Origin of the sequence: Halocola ammonii, assembly GCF_049334165.1 — a bacterium.
GTDB lineage: Bacteria > Bacteroidota > Bacteroidia > Flavobacteriales_D > Sanyastnellaceae > JBEGHD01.
This window is the reverse complement of sequence record NZ_JBEGHD010000005.1, coordinates 129997-145407: the sequence shown is the minus strand read 5'-3', so window position 1 is coordinate 145407 and position 15411 is coordinate 129997. Positions and strand designations below refer to the sequence as shown.

Sequence of the window (15411 nt, the reverse complement as noted above, 5' to 3'; positions counted from 1 at the left end):
CGATCAAAAGTACGAATTTACAACCTTTTAAAGAGTTCAAAGTTCATGAGTAATATGCAAGTCAAATACCTGGGGACATTGCGCTGTGAGGCTACTCACTGTGATTCCAAAAATCAAATCATCACAGATGCTCCCAAAGATAATCACGGCAAAGGAGAAGCCTTTTCACCTACCGATTTAATGTGCACTTCTTTAGCTTCTTGCATGATCACAATCATGGGTATTACAGCTAACAAGAGAAATATCCTAATTGAAGCAATGGAGGCGAAAATTGAGAAAGCTATGCTCAGTAATCCGAGAAGGATCGGTGAAGTTAAAATTGAACTTCGGGTGAAAGGCACTTTTAGTGAAACGGAAAAGAAAGCGTTAAAGAAAGCTGCAATTGACTGTCCGGTAGCGCTAAGTATTCATCCTGAAGTAAAACAGGACGTGAGTATTCACTTTGAAGAATAATTAATGCTGATCTTTCAATTCATTCAGCTCATCGAGCTGGACACTGTCGTAGGCTGCGCATTTGGCTTTTCGGCCGCAAGAAACAACCATGGCAGAAAGGAAAACTAAAAGGAAGAGGAAACCTAGAATCTTTTTCATCACATTAGTTAATTTATAAAAGGAGTCAAGAGCAAAAGTAAAAATTAATCTGATGCCCAATTCAATGCAAGTTAACCACTTTTTTGAAGCACACAACTCCTCAAAAATAAAGCTTGAAACTGCTAAAACGAGACATTGTTCTTGAACGAAAAGTTGCTCTGCTTTATTTCTCAAAACATTCAAAAGAGAAGAACTTCTAAAGCTGACAACAATAATATTTGGACAGGAATTTAGTTTAGCCATCAGCTAATGCCGGACTTGCGTAACCTCCATATCATCTTTCTCTTACTGGCAACTTTGGTTTGCATCTCGCTTGCAGCTACGGGTCAAATCGACTCGAGCGTTGTGAGAGTCAAATGGTCTTCAGACAATCCGGACTGGGTGGCGGAACAGTCGATTTTCAAGTCTGACTTGCAGCTCTCAAAGTATTTGAGCGAAGTGAGAAACGATGCGCTGCTCAGTGGGAACGCTGGATTCTCTGTCGACACTTTACCAGCCACCTCTCAGGATAGCACCCTTCGCCTAAATTTATTCTTTGGCCCGACATTTCGATACAACAAAATCGAAATTACTCAGGAAGATCTTTTTTCATCTCTTGGGCTTGATGGTGAACTGCGGAAGCTGAGAAAAAACCCTCTGCTGATTGAGCAATATCTTGAACTGTATGAAAAGGCCATCAGCAAACTGGAGAACTCAGGTTACCCTTTTGCTACCGTGAGCATGAATGAGGTAGCACTAACCGACTCATCGATTAGCGCAAATCTTCAAATCGAAAAAAATCAGCTCATCACACTCGACAGCATAGTTGTGAAAAGTACTGACGAGATTAATGAAAAGTATCTGCGGTATTACCTCGCTCTTCAAAAAGGAAGCCCATACAACGAGCAAAAAATGAAGCGAGTTGAAGGCAAGATTCGTGAAATCCCTTTTTTGAAAACCACCAAAAGTCCGCAAGTGGTGTTCTTTAAGGACTATGCCCAACTTTTTCTTTACGTAGAGGAAAAGTCAGCCAATTCTTTTAACGGAATTCTCGGGCTTCAGCAGGATGAAGAAACCAGTGACGTCCAGTTCACAGGCGATGTAGAGCTCCGGCTCGTGAATAGCCTGAAGCGCGGTGAGACATTCTACCTGAACTGGAAAAAACTACAAACCCAGACCCAGACACTCAAGGCCAACATCAAGTATCCGTTTCTTTTCGGAACTCCCTTTGGCGTGGACGGGGCTATCGATATCTATCGGAGAGACACGACTTTTACGAACCTCATGCTCGAAGGCGGTGTGTTTTACCAACTTCAGGGGTACGACTATTACAAGGTTTTTGTGAGCCGTGAAGTCAGCAACCAGTTGAGTCAGGTCAGCACCCCTGAAGATGGATTCGAAAGCCTATCGGACACACGGGTGAACTACTACGGACTAGGCCTTCATCGCGAGAACCTGGACTACCGATTCAACCCGAGGAGAGGCTGGCAGGTGGAACTGCAGGCGAGTGCAGGGCAAAAGCGCTACACTCTTGAGCCCGACAACGAAGGCGAGGACCCAACCGAGCAAACGGTGGCGCAGTACAGAACCTCCGGATTTGCCAATTTCTTCATTCCTATTGGAGGCCGCGGAACGATTAAAATCGGAACACAATCCGGCTGGCTGCAAAGCGAGGCTTTGTTTGAAAACGAGATGTTTAGAATCGGTGGAATTCAGTCTTTGCGAGGCTTTTTTGAACAGTCCATTCAGGCCAACCTCTATGCCATTGGAACAGCCGAATTCAGATTCATCCTCGAAGAAAACTCCTACGCATCTATCTTCTACGACCACGGCTACTACGAAAACAACAACACAAACACTTTCACATCGGATGATCCGTTTGGAGTGGGAGCAGGATTCAGCTTCGAAACTAAAGCAGGAATATTTTCAATCAACTACGCTATCGGACAGCAATTTGAAAATCCTTTTTTATTCCGAAACTCAAGAGTCCATTTCGGATTTGTAAACCTCTTTTAAAAAATGAGTGACATTTCATATTTCCTCATCGCCCTTCTTTTTATTTCTCTGATCGCCATCGGCTGGCTCATCTGGAAACTTGCTTCGGCTACGAGCGCTGTCAGGTCAGCCAAACAAATCAACGATCGACTGGAATTTGGATTGGAAAAACTAGAAGGTGAAAAATCTGACCTGGCAAGCGAAAACTCAAAACTGAAACAGCTGCTTACCCAGGCGAATACAGTAAACGAAAACCTAAAGTCGAAACTGGAAACGGAAGGCGAGCGACTGCAAAAAGAACAAAAACAATTTGAAGAAAAGTTTGCCCTGGCCTTTCAAAATATTCTGGAAGAGCGATCTGAGCGACTCGCGAAGCTCGAAAAAGAACAGTTGCAAAACGTGCTCCGACCCTTCGATGAACACCTCAAACAATTTAAGGAACAGGTTGAAAAAGCGCACAAGGACGAAACTGAGAAACTCACCAGACTCGACCAGGAATTGAAAAACCTCACCTTGCTCAACCGACAACTCGATGAAGATGCACGCGGTCTCACTAACGCACTGAAAGGAGACAACAAAGCTCAGGGAAACTGGGGTGAATGGCAACTCGAAAAAGTCCTGCTGAAGTCGGGTTTGGAAAAAGGAATTCACTTCGAGACACAGTCGTCATTCAACGATGAGGACGGACGGAAACAACCGGATTTTTTGGTGCACCTCCCGGAAGAAAAGCACCTCATCATCGATGCTAAAGTGTCGCTCAAAGCCTACGAAAAGTTTTGCTCGGCAGAAACCGCAGAGGAAGAAAAGACATTTTTAAACAAGCACATCGAGAGTCTAAAAACGCACATAAAGTCGCTCGGAAACAAAAACTACCAACAACTCGAACAGCTGAAGTCACCCGACTACATTTTGCTTTTCGTCCCCATTGAACCGGCATTTTCAGCAGCTTTCAGAAATGATGATTCACTGTATCAACTGGCTCTTGATAACAATGTGGTGGTGGTCACGACCTCCACTCTGATGGCTACGATGCGCACCGTTTCTTTCATTTGGACACAAGAAAACCAAAGGAAAAACGTACTCGAAATTGCAAAGCAAGGCGGGTTGATGTACGACCGACTGGCAAGCCTTCTGGAAGAACTCCAAAAAATGGGAAATCAAATCAACGCTCTGCAAAACAGCCATGAAACAGTTTTGAAAAAAGTCGGTGATGGCAAAGGAAACTTGTTGTCGAGAGCCGAAAAAATGAAGAAATTAGGAGCTCAGGCATCCAAAAGGCTACCCTGATTTTGCCTCAGCACAACCACAAAATTCACTAAACTCGCAGAATGAAACGCATGGGCACAACGTCAAAGATTTTTTCAATGATGCTTTTGATAGCATTCGTTGCGGGTTGTGCCAGCACCTCTAACCTGAGCCGCAATGACCAGGACGGCTACCATCTCTACGATTTGGACATGCCACATCCCGATTATGTGGTGTATCACAATCAGCAGGATAGCTCTCAGTTGCATTTTCAATTTGAATTGCGTCAGTTTCTTTTCACTCGGCCCGATCCTAGCGAGCCATTCGAAGCCAACATTCGCATCGAGTATCGCCTGTTCAACTCCTTCGATGCCGAGCAAGCGTTGACTTCTCATGCGGAGGACTTGTCGTTTACCAGCAATCCCAAGCAACCGGGAACTGTTAATTCTTTCGTTCCTTTTTCCATGCCAATGGGGACCATCTACACGATGGAAATCATGCTAATCGACCAAAACCGAGGGGCGCGATTCCGAGAAAAAATTGTTGTTGACAAAACCGAAAACTCTTCGCAGTTTTTTCTCATTTCGGATGAGAGCGACAAGGTTGTTTTTCACAATTGGTTTGCCGGAGAAGAGAAGCTCAGCATTAGTTGCGATGTAAATCCTCCTGACAATATTCGTTACTATCACTACACAGGAGAAATTCCGCTACCACCTCCACCCTTTTCTATGGTTGAGGTTCCTCCAATCGACATCTCTTCTGGGAAACTCGGTCAATGCGAGAAAGTTGGCAACAAGTTTATCGTTCCGGTGAGCCGAGGTCTGTTTTCGTTTCACAACCCTGAGAATGATCGCAAACTCGTTTCACTTTGGGTGGACTCAGAGCATTTCCCTGTTGTGGGCAAACTCGACCAAATGATAGCAGTGAGCCGCTACATCATGTCCAAGTCGGAATTTGAGGGAATGGTAGGCCACAAAGAAAGGAAAGCCAAAATGGATGCCTTTTGGATGGAGAATGCGGGAAGCAAGGACAGAGCAAGAGATCTGATTAAAAATTACTACACCCGGGTGGAAGAGGCCAATTATTACTTCACTTCCCATATTCCGGGGTGGAAAACCGATCGTGGTTTGATCCACATCATTTTCGGGAACCCAAAGAAAATTTTTCGCGGACCTGACTTTGAAAAATGGCTCTACGGTGAGGAAAACAACCTCAACTCGCTCTCCTTCACTTTTAATCGAAACCGCGAAGCCATTTCCGACAATCACTACGAACTTGCCAGAGACATGTCTTATCGCACCTTTTGGGATAGAGCTGTGCAGAGTTGGCGTTCGGGCAGAATCTACAATCAGTAAGCAGCAAATGAAATCAACAGATATTCTTTTCGGCATCAGACCTTTGACCGAAGCCATTGAAGCGGGCAAAACAATCGACAAGGTTTTAATTCAGAAAGGCCTGCAGGGCGACCTTGCCAAAGAAGCCCTCAACTTGACTCGCGCTCATGAAATTGCCGTGCAGTTCGTTCCGGCACAAAAGCTAAATAGGATCACTCAAAAAAATCACCAGGGTGTGATCACCTACATCAGCCCTGTAGAGTTTCAAGATTTGGAAAATGTGATTCTCCAGGTTTTCGAAGAAGGCAGAACACCTTTGTTGATGATCCTCGATCGCATCACTGATGTGAGAAATTTTGGAGCCATTGCGCGCACGGCAGAGTGTCACGGAGTAGATGCTCTGATAATTCCCCAAAAAGGAGCAGCACAGCTGAATGAAGACGCAGTTAAAACATCAGCCGGAGCACTTATGCAGCTGAATGTCTGTAAGGTAGCAAGCCTTAGAGATACTCTGAAGACACTAAAAAATTACGGAATCAGCATCGTTGCTGCTTCAGAAAAAGCCAGCGAAACACCCGACAAGGTGGACCTGACGCAACCAACAGCCCTCATTATGGGTAGTGAAGAGGACGGAGTCCACCCTGAACTATTGAGATATACAGAACACCAGCTACAAATACCTATGAGCGGCAAAATTGCTTCGCTCAATGTGTCGGTAGCTGCTGGAATACTACTCTATGAAACCCTAAGGCAGCGCAGACTAAATAGTTAAGCCTTTACCCTAAACAGGTTAAAATGCGATTTTAACCTGCTTTTAGTCCGGTTTCACCGAATATATTTTGCACTTTTGCAGCGGATTCGGTTAGTGTAGATAGACTACCGAATGTATATTAACACAACTAAACAAATATCTACTTTAAGGATGGTTAAATCGCATGGCACTCTGAAGGTTAAAATAGCTCCCACCCTCTTACTCACTTTCTCACTCTTCTTATCAGTATTCACAGGCTTTGGACAATCGTCTGAAAGTCCACTGAGCTATTTTGAAATTGAAAATTTATCTGTTGAAGAATACTCCAAACTGAAGTCGGCAGTGGCTGGCGACAGCCGCTTCCAAATTGCTTCAGCTTGCATTCCTGCTTCGGTACTTGAAGTAAAGGTTGTGGGAACATTCAGTAGCCAGAAACTACTGGCCGATGCTTTTACAGATCTGGTTAGAAAAAACACTGCTCTCAGTGAAGTTGAGCTTCTTTCCGATTTTAACGAAGAGAAGTTTATGGTGCGTTGCAAAGAGTTTAGAACTCGAAGAAACTAATCACACCTATTGTCAACACTCTCAATCAATTGAACAGAATCACACTTAAATATTTTCTGGTATGAGTCAAAAATTACTCATTCGTGTCCTCCCATTATTTGCACTGCTCCTGTGCTTTACTTCATCGAGCGCACAATTAATTGTGGATCCTACCACAACTCCTCAAGATATTGCTCAACTCCTAGTTGGCGATGGAGTGGTGATCGACAACGCGCAAGTAACAGCAGCCGACAGTTCATGGGGGTACTACAACTCTATGGGAACAGAAATCGGCACCAGCGAAGGTCTCCTTCTCACCACTGGTAAAGCCATGAATGCGATAGGACCAAACGATGAGTCCGGACTGCCACAACTGAATGGATCAAACTGTCTGAACTGCGATGAGTACGACAATGATTTCCCTGGAAGTCAACTCCTAAATGATGCTCAGGACAGAACTACTTTTGACGCCACAACTTTTGAATTCGATGTTTTCCCACAAGGTGATTCATTAAAGTTCGATTTCACGTTTGCCTCCGAGGAGTACAACGAGTGGGTCGACTCGCCATTTAATGACGTTTTTGGATTTTACATCTCCGGACCGAATATCGGAACTGATGTAAACATTGCCCTGATTCCCGGAACAAGCACAGCCGTGGCAATCAACTCAGTAAATAACAACACGAACTCGCAATATTTTTACGACAACACAAGCCCCGCTGGATCTGGCGTTCAATATGATGGTTTCACAGTTGATCTGAAGGCTGTAGTAGGCAACCTGGTTCCATGTGAAGAGTATCACCTCAAACTCATTATTGCTGACGGATCGGACAGGCTTTACGATTCTGCCGTTTTTGTAGAGAAAATTGAATCGAATCCCGTTACAATTCTCACTGCCTCTGCTGGTGGAACTGACACCATGATCGAAGGATGTAACGATGGAACGGTAACCTTTATACGTGATGTAGCGACACCTTCGTCACAAAACGTCACTTTCTATGTTGGCGGTACCGCTACTGACGGAGTGGACTACACTCCACAAATAGGAACTGGCAACGAAAACGACCCAATCACGATTACGATTCCGGCCAATGAAACAACTTTCACAATAGACCTTGAGGCCATAGCAGATGGACTGGCCGAAGGAACCGAATACATCACTTTCTTTCTTGAAAATCCACTTTGTGCCGGAGGAATCCTCGATAGTACGAATTTGTACATCGCAGACGAGCTCAACGTGGATATCGTACCCGATGAGGCGACAATCTGTGCAGGTGAATGTGTCGAAATTACCGGAGTAGCTATGGAAGAAGGTGACGCCACTTTTTCATGGTCTCCGCTCTCGGGAATTCAGGATCCAAACTCACTGGTAACGGATGTCTGCCCAGACTCAACGACAGTTTACACACTTACTTCTCAAATTTCTGATTGTGAAGCACAGGATTCCATTAGGGTAAATGTTACTTCTCTCGACATTCTCCTAACACCAAGTCCTGTGAGTTGTGAAGATGGAAGTACAGGAAGCATCACCACCACTGTTGGAAATGGAAATGGCCCTTACACTTTCGACTGGACCGGTCCAGATGGTTTTACTTCGAACGATCAAAACCCAGATGGTCTCGCCACAGGAACCTACTGTGTGACTGTGACCGACAGCGATGGCTGTACCACAGAAGCTTGTGTTGATGTGGTGGAAGGCAACCTCCTCGAAATTGAATCGATCGAAATTGCCGACAATGGTTGTGAAGATATTTCTTGCAACGGAGGTAGCGATGGTGAAATTACAATCACTCCAATAGGTGGTGTTGGAGACTACACGATCGAATGGGATACAAATCCGATTCAAACTGGCCCAACTGCAACAGGACTTTCAGCTGGCACATACACGGCTACAATTACTGACGAAGTTGGATGCACGATCACTTCGACAACAACATTAGAAGAACCAGATCCCCTGGCAGTAGAGCTCGTTGGACAAGTAGACGTGCTTTGTAACGGAGCTCAAAACGGTGTGGCTACACTCACCGCCACCGGAGGCTGTACACCTTACTTTTACAACTGGAGCCACGATCCGGATCTCGAATCACCAGTGGCAACGAACCTGCCAAGCGGAACTTTCTACGCTACAGTAACCGACAACAACGGATGCACGAGTGCCGACTCTGTAGAAATCGTAGTTGGCGAACCGGGCGAACCAATCAGCGTTACTTACGACAACATTTCTAGTTACCACAGTGGAGCCTACAACGTGTCCTGTGCAGATGCAAACGATGGTTTTATCGACATCACCATAGACGGAGGAACTCCGGGATACACTGTTCAGTGGGAAGAAGAAGGATCTGGTGATACTTACTTCACAGAAGACATCAGCAACCTGCCTTGCGGAACCTACATTCTCACAGTAACGGATGACAACGACTGTGTTTTCACAGATGAAGTGGAACTCACTTGCCCTCCAGCAATCAACCTGACATTCACAACTGTTCCCAATCCTTGTACTGATCCGGAAGCTGGAATCGGTGAAATCGACATCACAGTAACAGGTGGTGTTCCTCCGTTCGACTTTGATTGGACAGGACCTGATGGCTTCACTGCAGACACAGAAGACATCACTAATCTCAACTCTGGAATTTACACGGTTATCGTGACTGATGACCTCGGCTGCACTTACGAGGAAACAATCAACCTCACGACCAATGATGACATTGCGATCACCGCAGAAACAATTACGGATGTGACTTGCTTTGGAGATTGCACCGGAGCCATTGACGTAACGATCACAGGTGGAACCGGTGACTACACCCTGGAATGGACCGGACCGGATGGCTTCATGGCAAACACAGAAGACATCACTGACCTTTGCCCCGGAAACTACCTGCTCTCAGTAACTGACGAAGCCGGATGCCAGGAGATCAACCAATTTACCATTGAGTCTGAGAATGATGAAATCGAGATTGATTTTGTCGACATCGAAACTCCCTCTTGCTTTGGACAAAACGATGGTTCGGTAACAGCGAACGTTAGCGGAGGAACGGGTGACCTCAATTTGGAGTTAGAGTGGCTCGAGAATGCAGCGATTTTCTTCCCTGGATCGAACCAACCAACGATCAACAACTTGTTTGAAGGAACTTACGTGATTGAAGTAACTGACATCGTCTCTGGCTGCGTGGTTCAGGACTCCATTTTCATTGAGGCTCCTCAAGTGCTCGACCTCAACATTGAGGTTACGGAGTTTGACGGAGAGTTCAACATTTCTTGTAATGGAGAAAACGATGGTCAGATTTCTGCAACCGTAACTGGCGGTGAAGCACCTTACGAATACGATTGGAGTGGTTGCGATGACGTAGCGCCTAACGATCCGAACAGTGGAATTCTGACTGGGCTTCCAGCTGGTGTCTACTGCGTGGATGTGACCGATGCAAACAACTGCCTTGCAACAACGACAATTACACTCACTGAGCCTAATCCAATTAGCGCAACTGCCGTGATCGACTCTGTTTCGTGCAACGGAAACTGCGATGGAGTGATCGATGCTACTCCAACAGGAGGAAGCGGCACTTACACCAACTACAACTGGATTGGAACCAACGAAGACGGTTTGCTACTCGACAGCCTTTGTGCTGGTGAATACACGCTCGAAATAACAGATTCTAACAACTGTATAGGTGACACTACCTTCACGGTTGATGAAGCTGAAGAAATTCAAATCACTGTAGATGCGATTCAAAACGTAAGCTGTTTTGGCGACTCAGACGGTTCGATTTCAGTTTCAGCAACTGGTGGAACAGATCCACTCACCTACAGCTGGGTTGGTCCTGAAGGGACTTATGCAGGAAGCACAATTGGCGGTCTACCAGCCGGAACTTACGAACTGACCGTTACTGACGATTCTGGCTGTACTGCGGTAATCGAAGTAGAAGTTGAAGAACCGGAGCCATTCACAGTCGACCTGACGGTTCCTACTGGAATTGAAAATCCGATTTTTGAAATCCCTTGTGTGGGAGATACAGTTTCTATCGACACCGGTATTACCGGAGGAACACCACCTTACACCGGTGAGTGGACTGTAGATGGCTTCCCAGATCCAACTTTCGATCCTTCAGAAGTACGCCCTGGCGAATACTGCTACACAGTAACCGACAGCGAAGGCTGTGAAGCCAGTGACTGCATCACAGTAACAGAACCGGACGAAGCTCTTGAAGTGACTTCAGAAGTTTCGATCTTTCCAAGCGGTGACAACATTTCTTGCTTTGGAGCATGCGATGGGTCAATTGACCTAACTGTAACCGGTGGCGTTGATCCTTACAGCTTTGTTTGGAGAGATGAACAAGACAACGAAATCGCATTTACTGAAGACGTATCTGACCTCTGTGCCGGAGATTACGAAGTTCTCGTGACAGACGACAACGGTTGCGACACTACCTTACTCTTCACGCTCACAGAGCCAGACCAACTGGTAGTGAACACCGTGCTGTCCGATTACAATGGATTCAACATCACTTGTAATGGATTGAGTGATGGTTCACTCGAAGTTTCTGTCGAAGGTGGATCACCGGGTTACGAAATCAACTGGATAGACACTGCCACAACCAACCTGATTCTCACGGATATTCCCGCTGGAACTTACACGCTGAGTGTAGTTGACACCAACGGGTGTGAGCTGATTCAGCCGATTGAAGTTGTGGAGCCGGATCCGATTACTTTCGATCCTACGATCAACAACATTTCTTGTGATGGTGAAACCAACGGTTCCATCGAAGCCAACCCAATGGGTGGTACAGGTGACTATTTGGACATCGACTGGGACAATGGTGCTGTGGACACAACCTACATCTCAGACCTTACAGAAGGAGAGTACTGCATCGATCTTGAAGACACCAACGGCTGTCTGGCGGACACCTGCTTTAGCATCATCGAACCAGATCAACTCCTACTCGACTTTGATTCTGAAGATGCCACTTGCGGTCAGGCTAACGGTTCAATCGATTTGATAACTGAAGGTGGAACTGAGCCTTTCGATTTCGATTGGACAGGACCTAACGGTTTCACTGCCGACACTGAAGACCTCACTGATATTTTGGCTGGAACGTACAACGTTGTAGTTTCAGATGCTGCAGGATGTATCCAGTCTCTCGAAATCACAATTGACGGACCTCCAACGGTAACGGCTGATGCTTCTATTACTGATGTCGAGTGCGGAAATGATACAGACGGAGCGATTTCAATTATCGTAGAAAACACCATCGGTGATCCAACAATCACATGGACTGATAGCGAAGGAAACGAAGTTGGAACCGGAACCGAAATTACCGGACTTAGCTTTGGAGACTACACAGCAACAATCGAAGACACCAACGGATGCGTTTACGACTTCACTTTCAGTGTAGGCGGTTCTTCTCCAGTAGAGCCTGACTTTGATGTTTCGATCTATGACAACGGATACAACATCAGCACTCTCGGTGGAAATGACGGATTCATCAACACCGAGCTTTCTGGTGGCACTACTCCATACGACATTTCATGGACAGGCCCTAACGGATTCACTTCCGATCAATTGGACATAGATGAGTTGATTGCCGGTCAGTACACGCTGACTGTGACAGACGCGAATGGCTGTGTTTACGAGTTCATTGTAAATCTCACTGAACCTTCGGACCTAACTCTTCCAAATGGATTTACTCCTAACGGAGATGGATTCAACGACTTCTTCGTGATCCTCGGGCTGGAGCGCTATCCTGAAAATAATCTGAAGATTTTCAACCGCTGGGGAAATCTAGTGTACGAAAAAGAGAATTACGACAACACCTGGGCCGGTAACAACAACGATGGCGAGCAGCTTCCTGAAGGAACTTACTTCGCTGTCTTTACCACCGCAGATGGCACCGAGCTTAACACTTACGTAGACTTGAGAAGATAATGCCGATTAAAAGAAAAGAGACATGAAAAAAATATTACTCATAGCAACCGGAATTTGTATGGCAGTGGCCTTGCAAGCTCAGCAAGAGCTTCAGGTGAGCCAGTACATGTTCAATGGATTGTTCCTTAACCCGGCATACGCAGGCTCTCACGAGTACTTTAGTGCTTCTGCCCTGCACCGCAGCCAATGGGTCAATTTCGATGGAGCTCCAAGCACGCAGCTGGTGAGCATCGATGGACCGCTGGCAGACAACAAGCTTGGTGTGGGACTGATCGTTTCGAACGACAGAATTGGGATTACCAACCAATTCGAGGCCTCGGCTAATTTTGCCTACCACCTCGAGACTGGAGCGGGAAAACTATCCTTTGGCTTGAGGGCAGGACTGAGCATGTACAGTGCTGACTTCAATGAAATTCAAAACTGGGACGAAAACGATCCGGTTTATCAAAACGGGAACATCGAAAACCAGGCAATTCCAAAATTTGGAGCTGGGATTTATTACTACACCGACAAGTTTTACGCTGGCGTTTCAGTTCCAACAATTATTGCTGCCGATGACAACCTCATTCCCGAAGGATCTTCGCAAAGCTCATTTTTCGAAGAGCACTTTTTCCTGAATGCCGGTTACGTTTTTGAAACCAGCGGACCGATTGCGATAAAGCCGTCATTCCTGGCAAAGTATCAACAAGCTGCGCCCATGGAATTTGACATCAACTGCAATTTTTACTACAACAACTTCATCGGACTTGGAGTTGGTTACAGAACCGGAGATGCAGTTGTAGGAATGCTCGACATCAACATTACCAACCAGTTTAGAGTTGGGTATGCTTACGATTACACTCTTTCTGATATCAACGATTTCGCAAACGGGTCGCATGAAATCATGCTCGGCTTCGACTTTGGAAAGAACGTAGACATAAAAACAAGATCACCAAGATATTTTTAATAGATGATGAACTGGAGATTTTCACAAATACTTGTTCTGGCAACTCTCGGGATTCTACTGAGTAGTTGCGCTTCAATGTATCTGAAACAAGGTGCTGAAGCTCACGCCAACCTCAAATATGCCGAGGCAATTGAGAAGCTGGAGAAAGGTCTCGAAACCAGGCCAGACGCTGAAAAGCGACTGCTTCTTGCCGATTCCTACATCCAGACCAATCAGTACGAAAAGGCCGTTGGCGCATTTGAAAACGCCATGACTTCCGATAAAATCACAGATGAGGATAGACTGAATTATGGCCGCGCTCTGATGAGCACAGGAAATTACAACAAAGCTGAAAATGTATTTGAAGGCATTCTATCAAGAGATAGCGATAATGTGGTAGCTGAAAAGTTGAAAGAGTCATGCCGTAGAATCGCTGAAATGAAAAAGGATTCAACGCTCTACCAGGTAGATCAATTGATGATTCCGAGCCTGGTGACCTTCTACTCGCCCGTGCACTACAATGACGGTTTGTTGATTTCCGGTCAGGCTTCTGGTGGCGCCAAGAAAGACCCTTACAACAAACTCGCTTACCTGGACATCTACTACACCAAACTCGAAGGTGGAAAATGGTCTTCTCCCGAAAAAGTAGAGGGCATAAATGAATCTTACCACGATGCATTGCCAGCTGTTTCTGAAGATGGCAACACAATGATTTTGACTCGTAGCGACTACAACCCTGGCGGGAAATTGGCTGCTACAGATGAAAACTTCAACAACCCTCAGCTTTACTCGACTAAGAAAAACGCAGAAGGAAATTGGGAAGAACCCCAACCACTGCCTTTCAACGACAAAAATTCTATTGTTGCTCACCCGGCTTTGAACCACTCTGGAGATACACTCTATTTTTCCAGCAACATGGACGGAACCCGAGGCAAGATGGATATTTTCATGTCCACAATGGTGGATGGTGAGTGGACGACTCCGACAAATCTCACCGACAAAATCAACACTCCGGGCAATGAGGTTTTCCCAACGCTCAAAGGCTCAGACACTCTGTACTTTGCTTCTAATGCACAGCAGTCGTTGGGTGGATTAGACATTCTGTACAGTGTAAAAAAGAATGGCAAGTGGAGTGCGCCAATTCACATGGATTACCCAATCAACAGTGCTTACGATGATTTTGGGATTGTATTTAACGAAGATGGACAAACCGGTTACTTGAGTTCTAATCGCGACAAACAGGACCGCATCTATTCCTTCATGATTTTTGATCCGGACATTTTTGTTGAAGGGCTTGTGAACGACAAAGAATCTATGCAGCCGCTCAAGAACGCGACAGTGATCATTGAAAACATCACTGACGGGACTACGGATACGCTCAAGACAGATTCAGAAGGCAAGTTCAAAATGGAACTTAAACAAGGTAAAGATTACAAAATCACTGCTCTCAAAGACGATTATTTCAATGTGAGTACCAACGTTTCCACTAAAGACATCACTGAAGATGAAAAACTTCAGGTAGTTCTGGAAATGGAAGAGTTGATTGTTTCTGACCCTGATGATGGCGATGATGACACTGCAGACAATGAAAATGACGGTGATGATAAATCGGACTCAGGAGAGGACGATGCGGATGAGGACGACACTACAAAAAGTGATGATAAATCAGCAAAGTTCGACAATTACCCCTATGCAGTTCCTAACATCTACTGGGATTTCGATAAGGCTGTTGTGCGCGAGGATGCCAAACCTTATTTGAATCAACTCGTGAAAAAGCTAAAAGACAACCCAGGACTTCGAATCGAAATTCGATCGCACTGCGACTGCCGTGGAACAATGGAATACAACGATGACCTCTCTCAAAGAAGAGCGAGTGCTGTTGTGCGCTATCTGATTGCAAAAGGAATCGACAGAAGCCGATTGCTCTCGGAAGGGATGGGCGAAAGAGAGTTGAAAAACGATTGCGATTGTTCTGAAGGTCGTTACGCTTGTTCAGAAGCAAAACATCAGGAAAACCGAAGAACAGAGTTCATCGTTCTTGAGAAGAAATAGAATCAAACTTTATTCAAAAAGAAAGCCACTCCAGTTTGAAACCGGAGTGGCTTTCTTTATTGCGTTTCTTATCTGATGC

At 45.5% G+C, this 15411-nt stretch carries 10 protein-coding genes; 9 read left to right on the top strand and 1 reads right to left on the bottom strand.

The features are described 5' to 3' along the window. The first annotated feature begins 54 nt into the window (after positions 1–54). Positions 55–453, top strand: a complete 399-nt coding sequence (locus ABHV44_RS06940; protein WP_459073943.1) for an OsmC family protein — start codon at positions 55–57, stop codon at positions 451–453. Here ABHV44_RS06940 and ABHV44_RS06935 read toward each other — a convergent pair whose 3' ends face one another. Continuing rightward, complete coding sequence (locus ABHV44_RS06935) at positions 454–591, bottom strand: hypothetical protein (protein WP_459073942.1); 138 nt, start codon at positions 589–591, stop codon at positions 454–456. Positions 592–840: 249 nt separating this feature from the next. On the opposite strand from ABHV44_RS06935, the gene ABHV44_RS06930 reads away from it, so the two are divergent. The 8 genes from ABHV44_RS06930 to ABHV44_RS06895 all read left to right on the top strand — a co-directional run bounded on the left by ABHV44_RS06930 (position 841) and on the right by ABHV44_RS06895 (position 15332). Beyond that, positions 841–2586, top strand: a complete 1746-nt coding sequence (locus ABHV44_RS06930; protein WP_459073941.1) for a BamA/TamA family outer membrane protein — start codon at positions 841–843, stop codon at positions 2584–2586. 3 nt (positions 2587–2589) lie between these two features. Then, a complete protein-coding gene (locus tag ABHV44_RS06925; protein ID WP_459073940.1) occupies positions 2590–3852 on the top strand; it encodes a DNA recombination protein RmuC in 1263 nt (420 codons plus the stop codon). Positions 3853–3929: 77 nt separating this feature from the next. Continuing rightward, entirely contained in the window at positions 3930–5165 is a 1236-nt protein-coding gene (locus tag ABHV44_RS06920) for a GWxTD domain-containing protein (protein ID WP_459073939.1), read from the top strand. 7 nt (positions 5166–5172) lie between these two features. Then, positions 5173–5916: a 23S rRNA (guanosine(2251)-2'-O)-methyltransferase RlmB gene (gene rlmB / locus ABHV44_RS06915; RefSeq protein WP_459073938.1), complete on the top strand. Its 744-nt coding sequence runs from the start codon at positions 5173–5175 to the stop codon at positions 5914–5916. 150 nt (positions 5917–6066) lie between these two features. Beyond that, complete coding sequence (locus ABHV44_RS06910) at positions 6067–6459, top strand: hypothetical protein (RefSeq protein WP_459073937.1); 393 nt, start codon at positions 6067–6069, stop codon at positions 6457–6459. Positions 6460–6520: 61 nt separating this feature from the next. Next, positions 6521–12355, top strand: a complete 5835-nt coding sequence (locus ABHV44_RS06905; RefSeq protein WP_459073936.1) for a choice-of-anchor L domain-containing protein — start codon at positions 6521–6523, stop codon at positions 12353–12355. A gap of 22 nt (positions 12356–12377) precedes the next feature. Next, positions 12378–13301: a PorP/SprF family type IX secretion system membrane protein gene (locus ABHV44_RS06900; protein WP_459073935.1), complete on the top strand. Its 924-nt coding sequence runs from the start codon at positions 12378–12380 to the stop codon at positions 13299–13301. A 3-nt stretch (positions 13302–13304) separates the two neighbouring features. After that, on the top strand, positions 13305–15332 hold the full coding sequence (locus ABHV44_RS06895; protein ID WP_459073934.1) for an OmpA family protein: 2028 nt from the start codon (positions 13305–13307) through the stop codon (positions 15330–15332). Positions 15333–15411 lie beyond the last annotated feature (79 nt).

What these genes read in the sequence shown, in the direction of transcription:
- ABHV44_RS06925 (WP_459073940.1), top strand. Translation starts at nt 2,590, where the DNA reads ATGAGTGACATTTCATATTTCCTCATCGCCCTTCTTTTTATTTCTCTG.
- ABHV44_RS06900 (WP_459073935.1), top strand. Translation starts at nt 12,378, where the DNA reads ATGAAAAAAATATTACTCATAGCAACCGGAATTTGTATGGCAGTGGCC.
- ABHV44_RS06940 (WP_459073943.1), top strand. Translation starts at nt 55, where the DNA reads ATGCAAGTCAAATACCTGGGGACATTGCGCTGTGAGGCTACTCACTGT.
- ABHV44_RS06910 (WP_459073937.1), top strand. Translation starts at nt 6,067, where the DNA reads ATGGTTAAATCGCATGGCACTCTGAAGGTTAAAATAGCTCCCACCCTC.
- ABHV44_RS06930 (WP_459073941.1), top strand. Translation starts at nt 841, where the DNA reads ATGCCGGACTTGCGTAACCTCCATATCATCTTTCTCTTACTGGCAACT.
- rlmB (WP_459073938.1), top strand. Translation starts at nt 5,173, where the DNA reads ATGAAATCAACAGATATTCTTTTCGGCATCAGACCTTTGACCGAAGCC.
- ABHV44_RS06905 (WP_459073936.1), top strand. Translation starts at nt 6,521, where the DNA reads ATGAGTCAAAAATTACTCATTCGTGTCCTCCCATTATTTGCACTGCTC.
- ABHV44_RS06895 (WP_459073934.1), top strand. Translation starts at nt 13,305, where the DNA reads ATGATGAACTGGAGATTTTCACAAATACTTGTTCTGGCAACTCTCGGG.
- ABHV44_RS06935 (WP_459073942.1), bottom strand. Translation starts at nt 591, where the DNA reads ATGAAAAAGATTCTAGGTTTCCTCTTCCTTTTAGTTTTCCTTTCTGCC.
- ABHV44_RS06920 (WP_459073939.1), top strand. Translation starts at nt 3,930, where the DNA reads ATGATGCTTTTGATAGCATTCGTTGCGGGTTGTGCCAGCACCTCTAAC.